This window comes from Telluribacter sp. (assembly GCF_035998675.1).
Taxonomy (GTDB): domain Bacteria; phylum Bacteroidota; class Bacteroidia; order Cytophagales; family Spirosomataceae; genus Telluribacter.
This window is the reverse complement of sequence record NZ_DASYHI010000007.1, coordinates 222,137-245,865: the sequence shown is the minus strand read 5'-3', so window position 1 is coordinate 245,865 and position 23,729 is coordinate 222,137. Positions and strand designations below refer to the sequence as shown.

Genomic DNA, 23,729 nt, shown 5'->3' with positions numbered 1-23,729 from the left:
CATAAAATTGAAAAGAAACTATGTCAGTATTAGTTTTTGTAGAAATAGATAACGGCTCCATCAAGAAAGCGTCGCAGGAGGCAATAGCCTACGGGGCCGAAGTAGCCAAAATGCTCAATGCCAGCACTACGGTACTGGCGCTGGGTACCGTCGAGGAGTCAGTACTTTCCCAGGCCGGTACTTTTGGTGCCAACAAGGTGCTACACGCCGCTGACCCGAAACTCACCCACGAAAATAGCATGGCCTTTGCCGATGTAGTGGCTCAGGCCGCTCAAAAAGAAGGCAGTAAAGTAATAGTTATGGCTAAGTCCGGGTTGGGAGATGCCGTAGCGGCCCGTACCGCCGCCAAACTGAAAGCCAGCGTTATTTCTGGCGTCACCGAACTACCTGATTTAAACGGCGGCTTTAAAGTAAAGCGGAGCATATATACCGGTAAGGCCTTTGCCACGGTGGATATTAAATCGGAAATAAAAATCCTGGCGATCCAGAAAAACGCGATAGAAGCCACGGAAACGGGTGCTTCTGCCACGGTTGAGGCCTTCTCTCCTACCCTGAGTGACGCTAACTTCGTGGCCAAAGTAACTGACGTGGAAAAATCAAACGCGGAACTATCCCTGAGCGATGCCGATATAATTGTTTCGGGCGGACGGGGTATGAAGGGGCCCGAAAACTGGGAACCCCTGCTTGACCTGGCCAAAGCGCTGGGAGCAGCTACCGGCTGTTCCAAACCGGTGTCGGACCTGGATTGGCGTCCCCACCACGAGCACATTGGTCAAACGGGCATAAAAGTAGCCCCGAACCTGTACATAGCCTGCGGAATTTCGGGGGCTATTCAGCATCTGGCGGGTGTGAACGGTTCCAAATGCATTGTAGTAATCAATAAAGACGCCGATGCGCCATTTTTCAAAGCGGCCGACTATGGCATTGTAGGGGATGTTTTTGACATATTACCCCGGCTTACCAAAGCGGCGGAAGCGTTAAAATAAACTATAAAATCACAGGAAACCTGCGCTGCATTTTTTTATGCAGGGCAGGTTTTTTATTTTTGTCCTTCTGCTACCCTTTTTTTCAGATTAAATCCCAGGAGTACCTCCGCTGGAATAAAATTAGTAGAAATATTGGCAGCGATTCTGGCTTTCCCTAGTCAAAGCACTTTCAGGACTATCGCTGTATTTTGATTTTTTTGTATGAAAATTACAGACCTACCGTGAAAAAAATTAAACTTGAAATATTGGGCTTATCTCCCAGCCAGTCGCAGTCAGGCTCTTTCGCACTGGTACTGGGTGAGGAAATGGGCAATCGTCGGCTCCCTATTATTATTGGGGTATTTGAGGCACAGGCTATTGCGGTTCAAATTGAAAACATAGTACCTAACCGCCCCATGACCCACGATTTATTCAAATCTTTTGCCCTGGCACTTAATTTTAAATTAAAGGAAATTGTCATCTCGGAACTGCGGGAAGGGATTTTCTATGCAAAAATCATTTGCGGCGATGACTTGCGCGAGGTTGAGGTGGATTCACGCCCTTCTGATGCCATTGCCATTGGCCTCCGGTTTGATGCACCCATTTATACCTACGAAAACATACTTTCCGAAGCCGGTATCATTTCCAGTGCCCTGTCGGAAGACGAGGATGAAGATGAGGACCTGGTGCAGGAGCCCATTCGCCAGAAGGGTACTCTGCTGGAGCAACTAAAGGAACTTTCCTTTGATGAACTCCAAAAAATGCTCGACGACGCCTTAAAAAACGAAGAATATGAAAAGGCGGCCAAAATTCGGGACGAAATGGGTCGCCGAAACTAACATGCTCAGAAGCGTCCGGACATGCGGGCGCTTTTTTCGTTAAAAATTCTTAAGCTTTCGGGCCTACCGCCTTCGTTTTGGTATTAATCACTATTTTTGCAACGTTCATTCTCCCGGCTTCGGCTGGTAGAGGTCCTTTTTGCCCGAATTAAATCTACAATTTGCTGTATGCCAAAAAAGAAGAAGATAGGAAGCTATCCCAATACCATGATAGTCGTTAGCCTGACGGCGGCGCTTTTTTTGATTGGTTTTTGTGGTATGCTGGTCATACAGTCAAAAAAAATGGTTTCAATTATTCGTCAGAATATTGAAGTCAGGGTATTTCTGGAAAAAACGGCTACCGAAGCTGGTCGCGATTCTCTCCTGCTCTCCATTCGACAAAAGCCTTATGTGCAACCTAATGGAGAGGAACCTGCCATTGCCTTTGTATCAAAAGAAGAAGCCGCTAAAGAATTCATAGCAGGTACAAAAGAAGAATTCACCACTTTTCTGGGGGAGAATCCCCTGCGTGACAGTTACCGGGTAAAAGTTCAGGAGGATTATTTCGAAGAAGCCAAGCTGAAACTCATTCGTACCGATCTGGAAGAGCTGCCAAATGTATATGAGGTAGTGTACCAGGAAGACCTGGCTGACAATATAAATAGGAACATTACCAAGATATACATTGTCCTATCCAGCTTTGCGCTCATCATGCTTATCATTATAGTACTGCTTATTAACAATACCATTAAGCTGGCTATTTATTCGCAACGCTTTCTGATACGGAGTATGCAACTGGTGGGGGCTACCAATGGCTTTATTCAACGCCCCTTCATTGTTCGGGGGGCCATTCAGGGCCTGATAGGAAGTATTTTGGCCGGTGGGCTCCTGCTGTTACTGCAGCAGGTAGCCGTTCGTAACGTGGAAGGTTTGTCGCTCCTGCAGGAATACGACAAATTAATTATTCTCCTGGCATGTATTCTGGTGCTAGGGCTGGGAATTGGCATTACTAGTACTTTCCAGTCGTTATCAAGGTACCTGCGCATGTCTCTCGATGACTTGTATTAAGGTTGTCGCTTTTCGCTAAAAACATTTAATTTAAAAACACCTTTACAATGGGTACTACTAAAAATTCTTTACCCTTTTCTTCTGCCAACTACCGCTTTATGCTGATTGGTCTGGCCCTGATCCTACTTGGTTTTATTGTCATGGGACTCGATTCCCACGAATTTGGATTTGGGATTCTTGGTTTGACAATTGGTCCACTTATTACCCTCAGTGGGTTTGTGGTTGAATTCTGGGCTATTCTACGTAAACCTTCCAATTAATGAGTTTTTGGCAAGCGATTATCCTGGCTATCGTCGAGGGTGTTACTGAGTTTCTGCCGGTTTCCTCTACGGGGCACATGATCATTTTCTCCTCCTTTATGGGCATCAGCCATCTGGAGTTTACAAAAATGTTCACGGTCAATATCCAGTTCGGTGCCATATTGTCGGTACTGGTTTTATACCGTCGGCGTTTTTTTCAAACCCGTGAATTCTACTACAAGCTTTTTGTTGCTTTCTTGCCCGCGGCGGTTATTGGCTTTCTGCTCAATGATTTGATTGATGCCATGCTGGAAAATGTATGGGTCGTAGCGATCTCCTTACTTCTGGGGGGTATTATCCTGGTGTTTATTGATAAAATTGCCAACGAGTACCCTAAAGACCGCGAGATCAGCTACCCGGAAGCCCTAAAGGTGGGCTTTTTCCAGTGTATTGCTATGATTCCGGGGGTGTCCCGTTCGGCGGCTACCATCATTGGGGGTATGTTCCAGGGACTTACCAGGAAGCAATCAGCCGAATTTTCCTTTTTCCTGGCGGTACCTACCATGGCCGCCGCGGCCGGTTATAAATTTCTCAAAACATACGAAAGTATTCGGGCCGAGGATATTGAAACTCTTATTGTTGGGAATCTGGTGGCCTTTATTGTAGCTATGCTGGCTATTCGGTTTTTCATCAACTTTTTAACCCGCTACGGTTTTAAGCTGTTTGGCTATTACCGTATTATTTTGGGGCTGGTGCTGCTTGGCTTGCTGGCCTCCGGCTATAAGCTTGATATTGTTTAGGAATGACAGATTTGACCACCGAAGTACCTCGAAATGAGCAACAACAGCCGGATGAGGGGGAGGTAATCCTGATTGACAAACCCCTGACCTGGACATCATTTGACGTAGCCAATAAGCTAAAACGCGCCTGTAAGTTTAAGAAAATCGGCCATGCGGGTACCCTTGACCCCCTGGCAACGGGCCTGCTGATACTTTGTACCGGTCGAAAAACCAAAGAAATTGACGCTTATCAGGCGCAGGAAAAAGAATATACAGGTACCCTGGTACTTGGAAAGACTACCCCTTCGGTTGACCTGGAAACCGGGTTTGACGCTGAGTTTCCTACTTCTCACATTACTGCTGGTTTACTGGAACAGGCCCGCCAGGCCCTTACCGGTACCATTGACCAGGTACCTCCTATCTACTCCGCTGTGCGCGTGGGCGGTGAACGCCTGTACAAAAAGGCCCGCCGGGGGGAAACCGCTGAAATAAAAACCCGACAGGTAACTATTTCGTTATTTGAAATAGATGCCTCCCAAATTCCCCTGGTCCATTTCCGGATAGTGTGTACTAAAGGTACCTACATCCGGAGCATGGTCAGAGACTTTGGGCAGTTAGTCAACAGTGGAGCCTACCTGAGTTCGCTCTGCCGCACCCGTATCGGTGAGTTCCGGCTGTCGGAAGCCTGGGCCTTACCAGATTATATCAGGCAAAAAAGGGCCCAGTTGGATTTACCATCAGACGAATGAAAGTACATCACTCCATCGATTCTTTTCAAAAACTACCCTATGCCGTAGTTACCAGCGGTACTTTTGATGGAGTACACCTGGGACATCAGAAAATTCTGGCCCGGCTGCGGGAAATAAGTACCCAAAGCGGAGGCGAAACCGTGGTACTAACCTTCTGGCCGCACCCTCGGATGGTGGTTTCCGAAGATAGCCAAAGCCTGCAGCTACTCTCTCCCATTGAGGAAAAAATTGAAATTCTTTCCCAATTGGGTATTCAGCACCTGGTAATAATACCTTTCACCCGTTCATTTTCGGAGCTTTCCTCCAACGATTTTATCCGTCAGGTACTTGTAGATCGTATAGGTACCCGAAAACTGGTGATTGGTTACGACCACCGTTTTGGCCGCAATCGCGAAGGTAGCTTTGAGTTTTTGCAACAGAACGCCAGTCATTTTGGCTTTGAGGTGGAAGAGATTTCCCGCCAGGATATTGACCAACTGGCGATCAGTTCAACCCGTATACGCAAGTCCTTACTCGAAGGTGACGTGCGGGAAGCGCATGAGCTCCTGGGCAGGCCCTATCAATTGTCGGGCACGGTCGTAAAAGGGAAGCAGTTAGGGCGCACCATTGGCTTCCCTACCGCCAATGTCATGGTAAAGGAAAATTACAAGCTCATTCCGGCCAATGGAGTGTATACCATCAAAGCCCAGCAGGCTGGTACAATTTACAAAGGCATGCTTAACATAGGCCACCGCCCCACCATTGATGGTACTACCCGTACCATTGAAGCCCACCTTTTTGATTTTGATCGGGAAATTTACGGCGAAAAACTGCAAATAGAACTACTGCATTATCTGCGTCCCGAACACAAATTCAACAGTCTGGAGGACCTGGTACAACAAATAAAGGTAGACAAGGAACAAACTCTTGCCTACCTCCACCAGTAGATTTTCTTACCAAGTACCTGCAAGTACTTAGGCTATCCGCACATAGCTGCCCAGCCACTTGAGGTGGGTACCGTACTTCCGCATAATTTCCTGCACTTTTGGGTCATCGTTGTGGCCTTCAAACTCAACCAGAAACCAGTACTTAAAAGTTGATCCATCCCGAAGGGGACGGCTCTCGATTTTGGTGAGGTTAATGCCCCGGTCATTAAATTCTTTAAGAAACTCGAAAAGTACCCCGGGCCGGTGGGTATTGGGCAAGTTGGCAATCAGGGTAGTTTTATCCGCCTGACTCTTTTGATTCACAAAATCTTTGGAGAGAATAATAAAGCGGGTCCGGTTCTGGTCGCCATCACCAATGTTATCAAACAAAACGGGTACACTAAACAAACGGGCAGCAATGTGGGAGCAAATAGCGGCAGCGTTGGGTTCCTGAGCAGCCAGCTTGGCGGCTTTGGACGTAGACTCAACGGGGATTTGCTCTACCTCCAATTCCTCAAAATACTCGCGCAGGAACTTACTGCACTGCCTGAAGGCAATATCTTTGGAATAAATCCGGCGGATATCCTGAAGGGAATCCGATTGGGAAACAAAGGTAAAGTGAATGGGAAGCAGTACCTCAGCGGCAATCAGGAGTTCTTTCTCCCGGAGCAAATCCATGGTTTCACTGACTACCCCTTCCTGGTTGTTCTCAATAGGTACCACCCCAAACCGTGCCCGGCCCGTTTCAACGCTATCAAATACCGAACGGATGGTAGGGAGCATCAGGTACTCGCTCATTCCTCCAAACCTGCTCTCGGCGGCCTGGTGGGTAAAGCTACCCTCGGGCCCCAGGTAAGAAATTCGCTCGGGGAGTTCGAGATTACGGGAAACGGCAAAAATCTCGAGAAAAATGGCCTCGATGGCCGAGCGGCTGAGCAGGCCTCCGTTTTGCTTTTCCAACCGGTCCAGGATTTGTTTTTCCCGTTCCGGCCGGTAAATAATGGTTTTGGTGGCTCGTTTTAACTCACCTACTTTTTTGACCAGCTCCATCCGGTCGTTTAATAGTTGCAGGAGCTGGTCATCCAGTGAATCAATCCTTTTTCTTAAATCTTGTAATTCCACAGAAACAAAGGTGGGTAATGAATATTATTCCGAAACTTTCACAACTAGCCAACAAGCGCCAGTTCTTCCACGTTCTTTTCAATCTTTAGATTATCAATAATAAAACGCTGACGGTCAGGGGTATTTTTTCCCATGTAGTAAGTCAGCAGTTTCTGGATGGACATTTCTTTTTGCAGAATAATGGGTTCCAGCCGCATGTCTTCTCCAATGAAGGTACCAAACTCGCCGGGTGAGATCTCTCCCAATCCTTTGAATCGGGTAATTTCCGGCTTCCCACCCAGTTTGGTAACGGCCTGCCTTTTTTCTTCCTCCGAATAACAGTAAATGGTTTCTTTCTTATTACGGACCCGGAAAAGCGGCGTTTCGAGGATGTAAAGATGCCCGTTGCGTACCAGGTCCGGAAAGAACTGCAGGAAGAAAGTCATTAGTAGTAGCCGGATGTGCATACCATCCACGTCAGCATCCGTAGCAATGACAATCCGGTTAAACCGCAGGTTTTCAATGCCGTTTTCTATATCCAGAGCGTGCTGAAGGAGGTTGAATTCCTCATTTTCATAGACCACTTTTTTATTCAGGCCAAAACAGTTCAAAGGCTTTCCCCGCAAACTGAATACTGCCTGTGTTTGCACATCCCTTGACTTGGTAATAGAGCCACTAGCCGAGTCTCCTTCCGTCACAAAAAGGGTTGTTTCCAGGCGCATTTCGTTTTTGGCATCGGTCAGGTGTAACCGGCAATCGCGCAACTTTTTGTTATGAAGATTGGCTTTTTTGGCCCGTTCGTTGGCAAGTTTTTTGATTCCGGCCAGCTCCTTACGCTCCCGCTCCGACTGCTCAATGCGTTTTTTGAGAGCATCGCGCGACTCGGGGTGCATGTGCAGGTAATTATCAAGTCGTTCTTTTACGAAGTCGTTAACAAAAGTCCGGACGGTGGGGCTATTAGGGTCCGGAGAAATGTTGGTAGAACCAAGCTTTGTCTTGGTTTGTGATTCGAAGACTGGCTCCTGTACCCGGATGGCCACCGCTGCAATGATGGAAGAGCGGACATCTTCGGGTGCGTATTCCTTGTTAAAATGTTCGCGAACTGCCCGTACTACCCCTTCCCGGAAGGCCGACAAGTGGGTACCGCCCTGGGTAGTATACTGACCGTTCACAAAAGAATAGTATTCCTCGCCGTACTGGTTACCGTGCGTGATGGCAAACTCAATATCTTCTCCCTTAATATGAATAATTGGGTACCGAATGGAATCAACTTCGGTTTTACTGCGCAGCAGATCCAGTAATCCGTTCTGGGAAAAGTACTTTTGCCCGTTAAAGCTAATGGTCAGGCCTGCGTTCAGGTAGCAGTAATTCCAGATCATGTTATCGAGGTACTGGGGTATGTACCTGAAATTCTTGAAAATCTGGCCATCCGGTTCGAAAGCAATAAAGGTACCGTTACGCTGGTTGGATTCCTCCTCAGCCGACTGGTTGACCAGTTCTCCCTGGGCAAATTCGGCCCATTTGGTTTTACCATCCCTAAAGGACTGTACCTTAAAATAATTAGCCAGCGCATTGACAGCTTTAGTACCAACCCCATTAAGGCCAACCGATTTCTGGAAGGCACCGGAGTCATACTTTCCACCCGTATTAATTTTGGATACGCAGTCAATTACCTTTCCCAGCGGAATACCCCGGCCGTAGTCCCGTACTTCTACCCGGTGTTCTGAAATTTTTATTTCGATGGTTTTTCCATTGCCCATCATGTGCTCGTCAATGGAGTTGTCAACTATTTCCTTAACCAGTACGTATATACCATCATCAACGGAAGCACCATCGCCCAACTTTCCAATGTACATTCCGGGCCTTAACCGGATATGTTCCTTCCAGTCGAGTGAGCGGATACTACTTTCATCATATTGTACATTTACACTATCTGCCATAAAAAACTTAACTCTTTTTTAACAATAACGTATATATAATGTTTTAGTGAAGGCATCGTTAAGCATAGAACGATTTACCTCTATAGGAGATCCGATAAAATATAGATTCTGATAAAATTAATGAAAAATCTACTTTACTTTGCTATTCCGAAAAACCAAAGTGCCATTTTTGTACTTTAATTAGAGTGAGCACAATTTAGGGATTTTTTAGGTATTATCCTTAACACAAAACTTTCAAGTATAAATCATTTCCTATGAACTCTAAGAAACTGATGGAAATCAGTAAAATAGTATTGATTTCTTTTCTTATTATCACAACACCATTAACATCCCTCTATTCACAAGTTACGCCCCCCCCAACTACAGGAACTGGAACTACCGGGCCTGGTACTGGTACCCCTGGCACCGGAACAACTGGAACGCAAGGAAGGCCGTCAGGTACGCCTGCCAATACCGGAAACACAGGGAACCAGGGAAATACGAATGCCCCCAATGCCAATTCTCCGCAAAATAATAACACAAATCAGCAGGGAGAAGTGCTCCAGGAACGCAGATCCAATGCGAATCAGGATTTAATCAACGCTGAGAACGAAGCCGAAGCCAAAGAAACTGAGCGGTTGACAGCCGAGGAACAAAGAAAAGTCGAGCTTCGTCGGCGGATTTTTGGCTACTCTATATTTGCCAATAAAACCTTCGAACCCAATCCTAACCTGAACATCGCCACCCCCCGTGACTACACAATTGGGCCGGATGACGTATTAGATATTTACATTTACGGGTACGCTCAGGTTTCCTATGAAAATACTCTAGTCAATCGGGATGGTTACATAACCCTTCCCCGGGCAGGCTCTATTTATGTCAATGGCAAAACCATTGAAGAGGTACGTAAGATTCTCATAGACAAGTTAAGTACATTTATTCCGGGCCTGTTGGGTTCCGGGGGCAGAGCTCAGAGTACTTTGATGGTTACGCTGGGTCGGGTACGAAGCATCAATGTATTCGTTACGGGTGAAGTAATTAATCCCGGCAGCTACACATTAACTTCCTTGAGTTCAGCCTTCAATGCCCTTTATCTGGCCGGTGGCCCCAACGAAATCGGTACTTTTCGGGATGTACGGGTAGTACGTAACGGGAAAGTAGCGAGCAGAATGGATTTGTACGACCTGCTCATGAATGGTACTACCAAAGGAGACATTCGCCTTCAGGATAATGACAATATAATTGTAGGGGTATATAAGGAACGCGTGGATCTAAAAGGTGAAGTTAAAAGACCAGGCCTTTTTGAAGTACTCCCGGAAGAAAATCTATCTACCGTGCTGGAATACGCCGGTGGCTTTTCTGATTATGCCTATACCGAAAAGGTTAGTATAAGAAGACCCACTTCCCGGGAGCGCCGGATTATTGAAGTAAGAGAACCTGGCTTCGCCAGTTTTGACTTAAAAAATGGGGATGAGATAGAAGTTCAGGTAATCCTAGACCGTTTTGAAAACCTGGTTTCAATTCAGGGATCAGTAATGAGACCGGGCGAATTTTCGATTGACGGAAGCCCAACACTAAAAAAGTTAATTGAAAATGCGGATGGATTGCGGGAGGATGCCTTTACCGGCCGCGGCAATATCATTCGCACCAACGAGGACCTTTCGGTAGTGAATATTTCCTTCAATGTGGCAGACATTATCAATGGCACGGCTGAGGACATAGAACTGAAACGATTGGATGTAGTTAACATTACCTCCAAATTTGACCTTGCTGAACCAGCTTACGTGCATATTCAGGGAGAGGTAAATACACCAGATACCGGTGAGGGGGATGGCGTTTATCCGTACATGGCCAATATGACCCTTGAGGATGTAATCTTGAAAGCCGGTGGTTTTAAAGAAGCTGCCAAAGCCTCTCAGGTGGAAGTTGTGCGTAGAAAACGTGATATCAATATTTTAGCTGCGGATGCCCAAATATCAGAAACTCACACTTTTGACGTAAGCCGTGACCTTAACCTGCGTAAAGACGGCAAGGAATTTTTTCTGCAACCCTACGATGAGATTATTGTGAGAAGAGCTCCCAATTATCGCGAGCAGGAATTTGTGTCAATTGAAGGGGAGATCCTGAATCCGGGCTATTATGGTATTACCAGTAAAAATGAGAAAATCTCGGACGTTATAAAGCGCTCCGGCGGACTTACTGACCTGGCCTACCCGGACGGTGCTACTTTGGTGAGAATGGTGGTTATTACCCAGAGTGAAGCCCAACAGAAGACCGAAACCCTGAATAATCTGGCTAATGATGTAAAGAAAGGCTCCTTTGACGTTCAGGTTCAGGAAAGATCAGAACAACTGATTGGAATAAACCTGGAAAAAATTCTGCGTAATCCTGGTTCAAACGAAGACCTGATTATTCAGGAGGGGGACATTATCCGGGTTCCAAAGCGATTGGAAACGGTACTTGTACAGGGAGAATTACTCTATCCTACTACCGTTAAATACACCCGGGGTATGAGTTTTCTTGACTACGTTTCCCAGGCGGGTGGTTTTACCAGAAAATCCTTGAAAAGAAGCGCCTATGTTAAATACCCTAATGGTTCCATAGACAGAACCCGGAAATTTCTCGCCTTCAATGTATATCCCAAGGTGGAGCCAGGTTCAGAGATCTACGTTCCAATAAAATCTGGTGCTGAAATTACCGCCCAGCAGGCACTTCAGCAAGGTGTAAGCATTACCTCAACCTTATTCACTTTAATTCTTTCCGTCCTAGCATTCCGTAACTTACGTTAACGAATTTATGTCACAGGTATTACATCAAACACTTCCGGAAGACCAGATATCTCCGAAAGATGTAGTGTTTAAGCTTATTATAATTAAGAATACTCTTGCCAGAAACTGGAAAATCCTCGTTCTGTTTATTATTCTCGGTACCGGTATTGGCTACTTTCTGGATATTTATTTACAAAAGGAAGCCAACTACGAAGCCATGATTCTTTTTAACCTAGGCGCAGGCGGAGCACCGGCGGGGGGAATGGGCGACCTGGCGGGGATGCTGGGATTGGGCGGCTCCCCGGACGCGAATATATTTACGGGTGAGAACTTTTTCTATTTTGTTAAGTCAAGGCCCGTTGTAGAAAGAGCCCTGATGAAAGAGGTACAGGTTGGAAAAAAGAAAATGCTCCTGGCGAATTTTTTTATAGATTCAAGTGGAATTAGAAAGTACGACTGGGCCGAAATCCCAAAACTTAAGAAATTCTACTTTACTTCCAATGACCCTGAAAAATACAATTTAGACCAGCGGATTGCCCTCAATGCGGTGGTGGAGAAAGCTAAAGTAGCTGCCACCGTATTCCAGCCGGACCGTAAGTCTTCCTTTATTATGCTTCAGGTAAACTCCATTAACCCTGAATTAACAAAAACCTGGATTGAAACGCTGCTGGAAACGGTAGAAGAAGTATATACCGAGGAGCAAACCCGCAAAACCCGCAAGGCCCTCAGACAATTTCAAACCAGGGCCGACTCCTTATCCCGATTATTAGGCAGCACCGAGTCACGCCTGGCCCGGGAAATGGACTATAGTACCCAGATAGTAGTACCAGAAGGCCGGGCTCAGGTGACGAGGCTATCCCGTAACTCGCAGTTCCTGCAGCAGATGTACTTTGAGGCCCTGCGGAACGTAGAAAATCTTCGTGCTTCACTAATTCGCGAAGCTCCCCTGTTTACGATTATTGAACCAGTCAAAGTACCCGTTGATAGTAGAGCTGAGACCGGAAAACGTGCCCAGTTAGGGTTCCTGATCGGACTGGTACTTGGACTTTTAACCATATACATTAAAAGTGTATATACTACCATTATGGCTGACACACGCTCATAAAACACAGTTATGGCTCAACAATCAGTAACAATTAAGGCGGGAGGTTCGGAAAAGGACTACTGGAAAGATTTATGGCGACACAAGCAGCTCCTGTGGATACTTTCCAAGCGGGATATTTCAGTAAGGTATAAACAGACTTTACTGGGCATGGCCTGGAGCGTCATTCGTCCCCTGATGACCATGCTGATCATGGTTTTTGTATTCAGTAAAGTAGCCAAACTAAAAGGTGACCCCGGAATTCCCTACCCCTTGATGGTTCTTGGTGGCATTACGGTTTGGTTATTTTTTTCAAATACCTTTACCCAAATTAGTAATAGTATAGTTATTAATTCAAACCTGGTTTCAAAGGTATATTTCCCCCGGCTTATCATGCCACTGAGTGCAATATCGGTTGGGTTTATTGACTTTCTTATTTCACTTACTCTTTTTATTTGTCTAAGCTTTTGGTACCAGTACCCTCCCAGTTGGCAGGTTATCTACGTGCCCTTTTTTATTATCCTTACATTTCTCACTTCCCTGGGCTTTGGCTTATTTTTTGCGGTAGTTAATGTAAGATTCCGGGACATTGCCCAGCTTATTCCCTTTTTGGTACAGGTTGGGTTTTACGTTTGCCCGGTAGCTTACAGCAGTAGACTGGTAGAAAATGAATGGTGGTATAAATATTATAACTTAAATCCTATGGTGGGGATAATTGATGGTTTCCGCTGGTGCCTCCTTGGGGAACGGGCTTTTTTTAACCCGGCCAGCCTTTATTCCACCCTTATTGTATCACTGTTAGCATTGTTCTTTTCGGTTGTGTATTTTCGTCGGAAAGAGAACACCTTTGTTGACTACATTTAGAAACTGGATATTACGAGTATGTCTGTTATTACAGCTGAAAATATTAGCAAGAAATACATTATAGACCACAAGCGTTCTAAAGGTTCCAGCAGCATCCGCGACTGGTTTTCGGATACGTACGATAACTTGTTCCAGGCCAGGAAAGAAAATACTTTTAAGGAAAAGGAAGAGTTCTGGGCGTTGCGTGATGTTAATTTTAAAATTGAACAGGGAGATCGGGTTGGTATTGTAGGCCATAACGGGGCCGGAAAGTCAACCTTATTAAAAATATTAAGCCGGATTACCAACCCTACTACCGGTCAGGTCCAGATTAACGGCCGGGTAGCCAGTTTATTGGAAGTAGGTACTGGTTTTCATCCCGAACTGACCGGCCGCGAGAATATTTTTCTTAACGGGGCCATTCTTGGGATGAACAAGGAGGAAATCCGTAAATCATTTGACGCCATTGTGGATTTTGCCGGCGTTGAAAAGTTTCTTGACACACCGGTAAAAAGATATTCGTCCGGGATGTACGTACGGCTGGGCTTTGCCATTGCCGCCCACCTGGAACCCGAAATTATGATTATTGATGAGGTACTGGCAGTGGGTGACGCCGAATTCCAGAAGAAATGTTTAGGCAAGATGCGGGATGTGTCAGAAAGTGGCCGCACCATCCTGTTCGTGAGTCATAATTTAACGGCCATTCAGGCGCTTTGTAACAAAGCTTTCTTTTTTGAAAAAGGTACTCTGGTAGACCAGGGCGATACCACCCACATTGTCACTACCTACCTGAGTAAGGTATCCCACAAAAACCTGGTCCGCCAGTGGGATGATATTGAAAGTGCGCCCGGTAACGAACAGGTAAAGATCAAGAGCTTCCAGCTACTTCCCGACTACCAGGACAACCTGAGGCATATTGATGTCAGGACACCAATGCAGCTACAATTTGAATTCTGGAATCTGGAAGAAGACTCGACGTTGAACCTGAGTATGCACCTTTACTCGTACACGGGAGAGTGTATATTCAACGTAGGTACTCCCTCCCAAAGTTTTTCGAGAGGGCTGGTTACCGGCAGTTGTGAAATACCGGGGCATTTCTTAAATGATGGCTCTTACGTTATATCCATGATGATTGTAAAAGATACCAGCACGGTACTTTACAATATGGAAGAAGCTATAAGTTTTGACATAGAAGATTTCCGGGAAGGTGTGACCTGGTATGGAAAATGGCCGGGCTACATTCGTCCCCAACTTAACTTTTCGATTAGCCAAACTGAACCCGTAGTGAATGATTAACGTCACTAAGACCTTTCTACCGGATAAGGCCGAATATTTAAAATACGTAGATGAAATATGGGATAGGGTTCAGTTAACCAATAACGGCCCTATTCTACAGGAACTCGAACAAAAGCTAAAAGAGTATCTTAACGTACAACATCTGTATTTCTGCAGCAATGGTACCATTGTCCTGCAGATAGCCCTGAAAGCCCTGAAAATTCAGGGGGAAGTAATTACTACTCCGTTTTCTTACTGTGCTACGACCAACTCTATTCTGTGGGAAAACTGCACGCCGGTTTTTGTTGACATTGACCCGGCCACGTTTAATATCAATGCAGAGTTAATTGAGGCAGCCATAACCCCCGACACCAAGGCTATTATGGCTACGCACGTGTATGGTAACCCGTGCAATGTGGGGTTGATTGATGACATAGCCCGGAAGCATAACTTAAAGGTGATCTATGACGGTGCCCATGCTTTTGGTGTCATTTATAAGGGACGTTCGCTGCTTTCGTATGGGGATGTAAGTACCTGTAGTTTTCACTCCACCAAGGTATTTCATACCATTGAAGGCGGGGCCCTTATCTCCAATCATCCTGAACTGCACGAAGAGTTTCATTTGCTCCGGGCCTTTGGTCACCGGGGAGATGAAAGCTACCATTTCGCGGGTATAAACGGAAAAAATTCTGAATTTCACGCGGCCATGGGTTTATGCAATTTGCCCCAGGTTCAGGGTATCATTGCCGCAAGGAAAGAGATATTCGATTTGTACAATAACCTGCTCAACTGGGAATTATTAGAAAAACCACTGATAAGCCCGGATATCGAATACAATTACGCCTATTATCCCGTGGTGTTCCGGTCAGAATCTGCGATGAAAAAGGTTCAGGCCGCTCTGGTCGCAGAAGATATAATTCCACGCCGCTACTTTTATCCTTCCTTAAATACCTTGTCGTTTATGCCCCGCCCATATAGCTGTCCGGTTTCGGAAGATATTTCAGTGCGGGTACTTAGCTTACCTTTATACGTCGGGCTTCCCCCGGAGGACATCGAGCGAATAAGTAAGATCATCAACAAAAATCTATGACCTGCCGTCATGGCCATACTTTATTGGATTTCTTTTGTAGCGTTTTTAATTGGAGTTGGGTATACTGCAAAACGAGTAGCAGAACCGTCGGTCAGTGAGTGGCTGCTTGTTTCATTCATTTTTTGTGTAGGAAGTATCATACCTACCGGATTTGTACTATCGGCCCTGGACTTAACTGCTAACGTCTGGGCCTGGATCGTCGGAAGCTTTATAGTACTGGCCCTTTACTACTTTTTGTGGCCCCGCCTCGTTACCCCCTCCCCCTCCTATTCCGTCAGGGCCGTGGTTTCCAATCGGGTTCAAACTTTTCGTATCTGGATACAGGACCTTACTCCTTACCTCAAGTTCCTGTATCTGCTGATGTTCGGTACCTTACTGATAATCGGCATTACCAACCTGCTCCTGGTACTTTTTACAGTACCTAACGAATGGGATAGCATGACTGGGCACCTCAACCGGGTCATCCGGTATATTCAGCGGGGTACTATGGAACATTTCGGGGGTACCAACTGGAATATGGATACCTATCCCAAAAGTGTAACGACTATCCAGATCTTTTCCTACCTCATAAGTGGCCACATCGAAAACGCCCAGAAACTTATCCACCACGCTTCGTATTGGGTAAGCCTCATTGCAGTTTTTGGCATCAGTCAGCGCATTGGCCGTAGTTTGTCGGCGAGTTTTTTTTGTGCCCTGGCCTACGGTATGTTTCTGGATTTCCTGATGCAGGCCATTACAACGGAAACAGACATAGTACTTACGGCCTACCTAAGCTGCCTGCTTTATTTTCTTTTTACCTACCATTCTACCCGGCAGGTTAAGTACTTATACCTGGTCGGCCTGGTGTTTGGCATTGTGTATGGGCACAAAATAACCTTTACTCTACTCTTGCCCTCTGTTTTTGCGGTGATGATTTATACGGTGTTTCTGGCTCCTGATTTCAAAACTTTCTTCCAAAGGGTGTGGCAATTGGGGGTGGCGATAGTACTTAGTATGCTCATTTACACATTTCCTACCGGGTACCTGAAAAACATTCAGGTTTTCGGTCATCCCATTGGTCCTCCCACGGCGCTTAAACACCAATCAGTTGAGCGGGCGGGATCATTATCCAACTTGCTGGAGCAGGGTAGCCGGAATATGGTCAGATACAGCTACGATTTTTTTAACCTGGATGGAATCAGAAATGCCCAATGGGGCTACAACCTGAACACCCAAATCAGAAAGCCGATTGTGCTGTTGGAAGATAAACTGGGCATGCGCCTGGACGAAGAAACGGATTTTTCCATTGTTCCCTTTGCCTTTCAGCGTCGATTTGAGTTTTACAATGCCAATCCTTACTGGGGCATCTTTGGTTTTGCCCTAACCCTACCCCTGGTACTACTGGTTTTCTTCCGCATTATTAAAAGCCGGCCCCATTGGTTTCTGGCTTTAGCGGTGGTACTACACTTTATGGCCATTTCTTATTCGGCACCTTACGACCCTTTTAAAGGCCGCTATTTTATTGAAACCGGGCTGTTTGGGGTTTTATTTTTGTTGCTGTTATTTTCCCACCACCGTCTTTCCATCCTGAAACCCCGCCGGTGGGCCTGGAAAGGGTACATTGGACTTATCGTACTATTAGGTTGTACTTCGGCCATCATGTCGGTTTACCTGAACATCCGGGCGCTTCCCTTACCGGCCTATGGGTATGAGTCGGCCTTTAAGGCCGATCGCATCCGGTTCCAGACCTTTGCCCGACCCGATATTACCCCTTCGTACCTGGCGTTTGATTCATTGGTGCCGCAGGATGCAACGGTAGCGCTAGGTACCATCAATGATGACTTTGAGTACCCGCTCTACGGAAAAAATCTTACGCGAAAGCTTATTTCTATCAATCCTTTTGAGCAGGGGGTACAACCCATTCCGGCCGAAGCTGACTACCTTTTCTTTTCCAAGAATGTTATAAAGCCACAAACCGGCGATATCCGGTTAGGTACCGACACTTCCATGGAAAATCTTATTGTTAAAGGAGAAGATTACTACCTTCGCAAGCTTAAATAAGGCGATTGCCATTATCCATTAAACCACCTACTATGACCATTGCCATCATGCAACCCTACTTCCTGCCGTACATTGGCTATTTTCAGCTGATGAAGGCCGTAGATAAGTTTGTGGTGTATGATGATGTCAACTTTATTAACCGGGGCTGGATAAATCGGAATAACATGCTGGTGGGGGGGCAGGCGTACCTGTTCAGCATACCACTTAAAGACGCCAGCCAGAACAAACTCATAAGGGAAGTAAGCCTGGCCGGGGATACCCAATGGCGGAAGAAATTGCTGAAAACCATCCAGCAGTCTTACCTGAAAGCACCGTGCTTCGCCGGTGTTTTTCCGGTGGTGGAAGGAATCCTGAATTACGAAACGGAAAGTATTTCTGAACTTGCGGTCCAAAGTTTAGTTCAGGTAAATGGGTACCTGGAAATAGACACCCAAATTGTTCCAACTTCTGCTGTTTATAATAACTCAGATTTGAAAGCCCAGGATCGAATCCTGGATATTTGTAAACAGGAAAAGGCTACCCGGTACATCAATCCGGTGGGTGGCATGGAATTATACAACAAAGGACGGTTTGAGCAGGAAGGTATGGAATTATATTTCATGAAATCATCACCGGTCCACTACCCTCAGTTTAAAAATGCTTTTGTACCTTGGCTTTCCATTCTGGATGTGTTAATGTTTAACGATAAAAGTACCATTAACGAATTACTAACCGCATACGAACTCCTATAGTAATGGCAAAAGTTATCATATTCGGAATAATGGACACCGCCGAACTGGCCCACTATTACCTCCAGAACGACTCCGAACACGAAGTCGTTGCCTTTACCGTCAACCGCGAGTATCTAAAAGAAGAGTCGTTCAGGGGCCTGCCACTGGTAGCTTTTGAAGAGGTAGAAACGTTGTTTTCTCCGCAGGAATACCACTTTTTTGCCCCCATGACCGGCCGCAATATGAACCGCAACCGGGAGAAAATCTATAATGAAGCTAAATCAAAAGGGTATTCCTTTGTTTCCTATATAAGTACCCATGCCACTATTCTGGACCGAAGTGTAATTGGTGAAAACTGTTTTATTCTGGAAGATAATACCATCCAGCCCTTCACGACCATTGGTAATAACGTGGTACTCTGGAGTGGAAACCATATCGGGCACCACGGACAGATAAAGGACCACGTGTTTTTTACTTCCCATGTAGTCTTGTCGGGCCACTGTGTTATTGAATCCTATTCGTTTTTTGGCGTTAACAGTACCATCCGAGACTATAGCCATATAGCTCAGGGTACCCTGGTGGGTATGGCAGCGTCCATCACCAAAGACACCGAAGAGTGGGGGATTTATATTGGAAATCCGGCCAAGAAAGTACCTGGTAAACTTAGTTACGAAGCTTATTAATTCAAGATTCAGTACGAATACCCGTTTAAGCGCAGCCCGAAAGAAAGAGGAGAAATGCCCCAGAAAGTACTATTCATAAGTCACGATGCTAACCGAGCTGGTAGTCAGCTTTTGCTACTCCAGCTCATTCGGCTACTCCAGCAGAAAGGAGTACCTATGCATTTGTTACTGTGCGCCGGGGGAAGTCTGGAGGCCGAGTTCAGAGAAGTAGTACCTACCACCCTGGTGCCTGCCTACAATGCCACTGTCCTGAGTCCGTTCCTGGACAAGGTACTAAGTAAGGCGGGTGTATACCAGCCCTTGCACCAGCGAAAACAGCTGGAAAAGCGGCAACTATTTGAGGCGGAGCTGAAAGGCCTTGATATTGGTCTTGTCTTTGTAAATTCCATTGCCAACGCTGAACTTTACCACCGGCAGCTCACTTTTCTGCATCACCTGCCGGTTGTACTATTTGCGCATGAGCTACAGATGTCGGCGGAAATCTACACCGAAAAAACTGATCTTGGCTTTCTTATCAGGAAAACGAATCATCTGATTGCCGTTTCCCGGGCCGTAGCCAGCTACTACACCCAGGAGTTCGGCTTTCCGGAAGAAGAGGTTAGTATTTTTACCCTGATTGACCAGGTATCCATTGACAAAAAGTTGAAAGTAGCGAATCTTCGGCATTTGGAAACGGAGTACAATCTACCCGCCGAAGCCATCATAATAGGTGGGTGTGGTAACGCCGAAATGCGCAAAGGAAACGATATTTTTAATTGGGTAGCCCGAATAGTACTGCAAAAGACCGCTCCACTACCGGTCTATTTTGTTTGGGTGGGCGCCGGGCCCGAACACGCTATTTACGACTTGCTGGTCAGTGATATCAGGCGCATGGGATTACAGGACCGGATTATCCTGATCCCCCCTACCCCCAACGCCCTGGATTTGATTAGCCGGTTTGATGTCATGCTGCTTTCTTCCCGCGAGGACCCCTACCCCCTGGTGGTACTTGAGGCAGCCCTGAACGAAACCCCTATTGTTTGTTTTGAGAAAGCCGGTGGTGCCCCGGAGCTGGTTGAGCAGGATGCTGGATATGTGGTACCGTACATGGATATATCGGCGGCATCTGATGCCGTGATTAAGCTTATTGTGGATCCGGCGCAGCGGCAGGTCATGGGGCAAAGAGCCCGCCAGAAAGTCTTAAAACGGCATGATACCCGTACCAGCGTGCAAAAGGTACTCGCCATATTACAGAGGTACCTGACTTTGCCGCTCTCCGAAAAATATGATCAATGACCATAGCCTTTACAATCTGTTCCATTAACTATCTGGCTCAGGCCCGCACCTTAGGTGACTCCCTGGCCGTTACCAATCCGGAAATCAGGTACTTTGTTGGATTGGTAGATCGCCTGGATGGGGTAAGCTTTGACGAAGATTTCAGGCCGGATTTTCCCCTGGTTGAAATTCATGCCATTGGAATCGAAGGTTTTGAAGAAATGAGCGCCCGGTATAATATTACCGAACTCAATACGGCCGTCAAACCCTATTATTTTACCTATTTTTTTGAGAAGTACCCCGAAGCCGAAAAGGTAATCTATTTTGATCCGGACATTATCGTTTTCCAGCCGTTGTCACAGCTTTTGGCTAATCTGGAAACCTACGAGGCGGTGGTAACCCCCCACATCTGCACTCCCATTGAGGACCGCAAAACCCCGAATGAACTTCACCACCTTAACACCGGCATTTATAATCTGGGATTTGTGGCTTTCCGGAAGAGTCCCCAAACTGTCCGCTTTATTAAGTGGTGGGAAGAAAAATTACGCTTTGAATGTTTGATTGCGCTCTGTGACGGCTTATTTGTAGACCAGAACTGGATGAATTTTTTGCCCCTGTTTATTTCTAACACGTTAATTGAACGCGACCCGGGTTATAACGCCGCCTACTGGAACCTCCACGAACGCTTTTTTTCAGAGGGAGAAACGGGTACTTTTATGGTAAACGAGCACTATCCGCTTATTTTTTTTCATTACAGCGGCTACGATCCGGCCAGGCCCACTGTACTTTCTAAATACCAGGACCGCTTTGAACTATCCGAAAGGCCTGATCTACAGGCACTATTCGAGCTTTATAAAAACAGCCTGATTACTAATGGGAACTCTTACTACCGGAAGTATCCCTGCTGCTATATAAAACCTGCCAAAACTTTGCGTTACCAGCGGGTCAGGAAGTGGTTAAAAAAACCGGTACAATACATGATTGACCAAATAGATACCATCTGATGAAGGAGTTGGTAACGGTGGTGGTACCTGTTTGTAATAAAAAACTTTCCCCCTTTGAGGAAAAGCTACTGGCCCGCTGTGCCGATATACTTGGTGACTTTCCGTTGCTTTTTATAAGTGGTGAATCCACCCATATTACCGACCTCCAAATTTCTTACCCCAAAAGTACCCACTATACGTTCAAAGATGCTTATTTTCAGGATCGCACTTCGTTTTCGAAGCTCCTGCTCACTGGGGGTTTTTACGAACGATTTGACTGGAGTGATTTTATTCTCGTTGTTGAATTAAACAGCTATATCCTTAGGAATGAGTTGCGGTACTGGTGCAAGCAGGGTTACGATTTTATACAAGCGCCTCCCACTGTTTTATCTAAAAATCCATCAATTTTTAAGGCATTAACTGGGCCTTTTGAAAATTTTGAGCCGACAAGTCAAGCCGGAGAAGAGTTGGCAAGCAGTGGATTGTCGCTTCGAAAGGTAGAAAAGGTGCGAAAAGCCCTGGTGAAGTATAAACGGGAGGTACATTCGCTCAAAAATAGTCCTGGACTTACTAATTTTGATTCACTATTCTGGGAAAGGCAGGGCGGCAAGTTCTGGCCGTACCTCCAGATCCCGACTACCATAGTTCGTGAACGCTTCGCTTTATACGCAAATCACTATTTTTCGGAAACAATTGCCCACCAAAAACCGTTCGGAATTACAGGACTGGTTGAAAGCACTAACTTTGAAGCGTTGCCCGACTAGCTTACCTATATTTTGAATTATTGAATGAATATTGTTTATACTGTCTGTAATCGTAGCGAACTACCTCAGGCGATAGCTCTCAGTACCTCGGTGAAAAAACAGCATCCGGAGGCCCAAATGATCATTGGCTGGGTAGATGAAGCCCCGGTACCCGCTCTGCCCGAAGGAATCGTTCGGTTGTCAGTAAAGTTGATAAATATTCCAGATTGGCCGGCTATGTACGAGCGGTACTATGACTTTGAACTGGTAGCTGCCTGCCGCCCCTGGTTTGCCCGGTATTTAGTTAGTCAATATCCTGATTGTACTACGCTTACCTTTTTATCACCAAGTACCTACTTGTACCAGCCCCTCCCGCTCGGGGAATACCCGGAAGCAGAATTACTGTTGACCGCCCACCTGACTCAGCCTCTGCCCGCCGTTCAGGGGATTGACGATAAAAGGATTTTGAACATTGGTATGTACCACTCAAATGCCTGGGTACTCAGACCAACCGTCGCAACCAAATCGTTTCTTTCCTGGTGGGCTAACCGGACCTTGGATAGGGCTGCCTTCGATTTATGCCATGGCATGTGCCTGGATCAGTTGTGGTTGAATTATGCTCCCCTATTAGTACCCAACACAAAGATTATTTCTCAGCCGGGTTGGCATATGGGCCTGCATTCAATGGCCTTTGGTGCGCTCCGGGAGGTAAATGGTGGCTTTAAGTCAGGTGAGTACTCTTTACTGTCCTTTGATTTTGCCGGACTTGGTAGTTTTCATCCAATCTGGTCAGACCATCAGCAACTGGTGATTAACAACCAACTTTTTGGCCGGCTTTACCAGAATTACAAAACTGAGCTAGAAAAATGGAAGTTGTACAAAATTGGCGGGCAGGCGTCATTTGGTAAAATCCCCGTTCGGAAAAAGTATAGAAGCCTGCGAAAAGGAATAGTAACAAACTTAAAAAAAGTACTTACCCACATTGATCAGTTTGAATTAAACCAAACTAACTGATCGGCAAATATGGATTCCTTAACAAACCATACAACCCAACTGAGGGCCTTTGTATCCGGATTAAGTACACATTTCGATAGTACTTTTTCTCCCGTGCCAACTAAATTCCCGAAGCTTACCATAATTACCCCTTCTTTCAATCAGGACGAGTTTTTAGAACGTACCATTCTTAGTGTCCTGAATCAGGGCTATCCAAATTTGGAATATATAATAATTGATGGAGGCTCTATGGATAATTGTGTGGGAATTCTAAAAAAATATGAATCTCACCCGGCTTATTGGGTAATTGAAAAAGACCAGGGCCAGGTTAATGCGCTCAATAAAGCCCTTGCCCGCTCCACCGGGGAGTGGATTGGTTTCTAAAATTCGGATGATGTGTATTTTCCGGATACATTTTTACGTTTTGGAGAAGCTGCCCATCAAAACCCTCAGATGGATATGCTTTACGGAGATTTGTACATGACAACTATCGAAGATCAGGTGTTTGAACATTTGAAAATTACGCCTTACAGTTATTTTGCCAGATTTACGAAGGAATGCAGATTTACAATCAGTCACTTTTCTTTCGTAGGTCCCTGGTCGAAAAATACGGTAATTTGGACAAGTCTTTTCGATTTGCCTTCGATTATAAATTTATTACCCGTTATACTTCTTACCAATCTACCCGGGTACTAAGGGTTGACGGCCTGGCGGAAGCTTTAA

At 45.8% G+C, this 23,729-nt stretch carries 22 protein-coding genes; 20 read left to right on the top strand and 2 right to left on the bottom strand.

What is annotated here, in order from left to right:
* Nucleotides 1-20: 20 nt before the first annotated feature.
* The 7 genes from VGN67_RS03050 (at nucleotide 21) to VGN67_RS03020 (ending at nucleotide 5,544) form a co-directional block, all read left to right on the top strand.
* Nucleotides 21-986, top strand: coding sequence for an electron transfer flavoprotein subunit alpha/FixB family protein (locus VGN67_RS03050; protein WP_327485295.1), 966 nt, complete (start codon nucleotides 21-23; stop codon nucleotides 984-986).
* Between the two features lie 221 nt (nucleotides 987-1,207).
* Nucleotides 1,208-1,804, top strand: a complete 597-nt coding sequence (locus VGN67_RS03045) for a bifunctional nuclease domain-containing protein (RefSeq protein WP_327485294.1) — start codon at nucleotides 1,208-1,210, stop codon at nucleotides 1,802-1,804.
* A gap of 168 nt (nucleotides 1,805-1,972) precedes the next feature.
* Nucleotides 1,973-2,851 carry a cell division protein FtsX gene (locus VGN67_RS03040; protein ID WP_327485293.1) on the top strand — a complete coding sequence of 293 codons (879 nt, stop codon included), beginning with the start codon at nucleotides 1,973-1,975 and terminating at the stop codon, nucleotides 2,849-2,851.
* A gap of 47 nt (nucleotides 2,852-2,898) precedes the next feature.
* A complete protein-coding gene (locus VGN67_RS03035; RefSeq protein ID WP_327485292.1) occupies nucleotides 2,899-3,111 on the top strand; it encodes a DUF3098 domain-containing protein in 213 nt (70 codons plus the stop codon).
* Complete coding sequence (locus VGN67_RS03030; protein WP_327485291.1) at nucleotides 3,111-3,890, top strand: undecaprenyl-diphosphate phosphatase; 780 nt, start codon at nucleotides 3,111-3,113, stop codon at nucleotides 3,888-3,890. Before VGN67_RS03035 ends, VGN67_RS03030 begins: the two co-directional genes overlap by 1 nt.
* A gap of 2 nt (nucleotides 3,891-3,892) precedes the next feature.
* The gene (gene truB / locus VGN67_RS03025) at nucleotides 3,893-4,618 is read left to right on the top strand and encodes a tRNA pseudouridine(55) synthase TruB (RefSeq protein ID WP_327485290.1); all 726 of its coding nucleotides are present in this window, start codon (nucleotides 3,893-3,895) and stop codon (nucleotides 4,616-4,618) included.
* Nucleotides 4,615-5,544: a bifunctional riboflavin kinase/FAD synthetase gene (locus VGN67_RS03020; RefSeq protein WP_327485289.1), complete on the top strand. Its 930-nt coding sequence runs from the start codon at nucleotides 4,615-4,617 to the stop codon at nucleotides 5,542-5,544. Before truB ends, VGN67_RS03020 begins: the two co-directional genes overlap by 4 nt.
* Nucleotides 5,545-5,571: 27 nt before the next feature.
* Here VGN67_RS03020 and pheA read toward each other — a convergent pair whose 3' ends face one another.
* Complete coding sequence (pheA, locus tag VGN67_RS03015) at nucleotides 5,572-6,645, bottom strand: prephenate dehydratase (RefSeq protein WP_327485288.1); 1,074 nt, start codon at nucleotides 6,643-6,645, stop codon at nucleotides 5,572-5,574.
* A gap of 44 nt (nucleotides 6,646-6,689) precedes the next feature.
* Nucleotides 6,690-8,564, bottom strand: coding sequence for a DNA topoisomerase IV subunit B (locus VGN67_RS03010; RefSeq protein ID WP_327485287.1), 1,875 nt, complete (start codon nucleotides 8,562-8,564; stop codon nucleotides 6,690-6,692).
* 536 nt (nucleotides 8,565-9,100) lie between these two features.
* On the opposite strand from VGN67_RS03010, the gene VGN67_RS03005 reads away from it, so the two are divergent.
* Genes VGN67_RS03005 through VGN67_RS02945 form a run of 13 tightly spaced genes read left to right on the top strand, consistent with a single transcriptional unit; the run spans nucleotide 9,101 to nucleotide 23,390 of the window.
* Nucleotides 9,101-11,332 (top strand): SLBB domain-containing protein, encoded by a 2,232-nt coding sequence (locus VGN67_RS03005; protein WP_327485286.1) that lies wholly within the window; start codon nucleotides 9,101-9,103, stop codon nucleotides 11,330-11,332.
* Between the two features lie 7 nt (nucleotides 11,333-11,339).
* A complete protein-coding gene (locus VGN67_RS03000; protein WP_327485285.1) occupies nucleotides 11,340-12,416 on the top strand; it encodes a hypothetical protein in 1,077 nt (358 codons plus the stop codon).
* Nucleotides 12,417-12,425: 9 nt separating this feature from the next.
* A complete protein-coding gene (locus tag VGN67_RS02995; protein ID WP_327485284.1) occupies nucleotides 12,426-13,256 on the top strand; it encodes an ABC transporter permease in 831 nt (276 codons plus the stop codon).
* Between the two features lie 18 nt (nucleotides 13,257-13,274).
* On the top strand, nucleotides 13,275-14,531 hold the full coding sequence (locus VGN67_RS02990; protein WP_327485283.1) for an ABC transporter ATP-binding protein: 1,257 nt from the start codon (nucleotides 13,275-13,277) through the stop codon (nucleotides 14,529-14,531).
* Nucleotides 14,524-15,600 (top strand): DegT/DnrJ/EryC1/StrS family aminotransferase, encoded by a 1,077-nt coding sequence (locus VGN67_RS02985; protein WP_327485282.1) that lies wholly within the window; start codon nucleotides 14,524-14,526, stop codon nucleotides 15,598-15,600. Before VGN67_RS02990 ends, VGN67_RS02985 begins: the two co-directional genes overlap by 8 nt.
* 9 nt (nucleotides 15,601-15,609) lie before the next feature.
* Nucleotides 15,610-17,640 (top strand): ArnT family glycosyltransferase, encoded by a 2,031-nt coding sequence (locus VGN67_RS02980; RefSeq protein WP_327485281.1) that lies wholly within the window; start codon nucleotides 15,610-15,612, stop codon nucleotides 17,638-17,640.
* 32 nt (nucleotides 17,641-17,672) lie between these two features.
* A complete protein-coding gene (locus VGN67_RS02975; RefSeq protein ID WP_327485280.1) occupies nucleotides 17,673-18,371 on the top strand; it encodes a WbqC family protein in 699 nt (232 codons plus the stop codon).
* A 2-nt stretch (nucleotides 18,372-18,373) separates the two neighbouring features.
* A complete protein-coding gene (locus VGN67_RS02970; protein WP_327485279.1) occupies nucleotides 18,374-19,033 on the top strand; it encodes an acetyltransferase in 660 nt (219 codons plus the stop codon).
* A 54-nt stretch (nucleotides 19,034-19,087) separates the two neighbouring features.
* Nucleotides 19,088-20,308, top strand: a complete 1,221-nt coding sequence (locus VGN67_RS02965; RefSeq protein WP_327485278.1) for a glycosyltransferase family 4 protein — start codon at nucleotides 19,088-19,090, stop codon at nucleotides 20,306-20,308.
* The gene (locus tag VGN67_RS02960; protein WP_327485277.1) at nucleotides 20,305-21,291 is read left to right on the top strand and encodes a glycosyl transferase; all 987 of its coding nucleotides are present in this window, start codon (nucleotides 20,305-20,307) and stop codon (nucleotides 21,289-21,291) included. The genes VGN67_RS02965 and VGN67_RS02960 overlap by 4 nt, the downstream gene beginning before the upstream one ends.
* Nucleotides 21,291-22,034, top strand: a complete 744-nt coding sequence (locus tag VGN67_RS02955; RefSeq protein ID WP_327485276.1) for a DUF5672 family protein — start codon at nucleotides 21,291-21,293, stop codon at nucleotides 22,032-22,034. Before VGN67_RS02960 ends, VGN67_RS02955 begins: the two co-directional genes overlap by 1 nt.
* Nucleotides 22,035-22,058: 24 nt before the next feature.
* Complete coding sequence (locus VGN67_RS02950; protein ID WP_327485275.1) at nucleotides 22,059-23,027, top strand: hypothetical protein; 969 nt, start codon at nucleotides 22,059-22,061, stop codon at nucleotides 23,025-23,027.
* Nucleotides 23,028-23,036: 9 nt separating this feature from the next.
* The gene (locus VGN67_RS02945) at nucleotides 23,037-23,390 is read left to right on the top strand and encodes a glycosyltransferase (protein ID WP_327485274.1); all 354 of its coding nucleotides are present in this window, start codon (nucleotides 23,037-23,039) and stop codon (nucleotides 23,388-23,390) included.
* The last annotated feature ends 339 nt before the right edge of the window (nucleotides 23,391-23,729 follow it).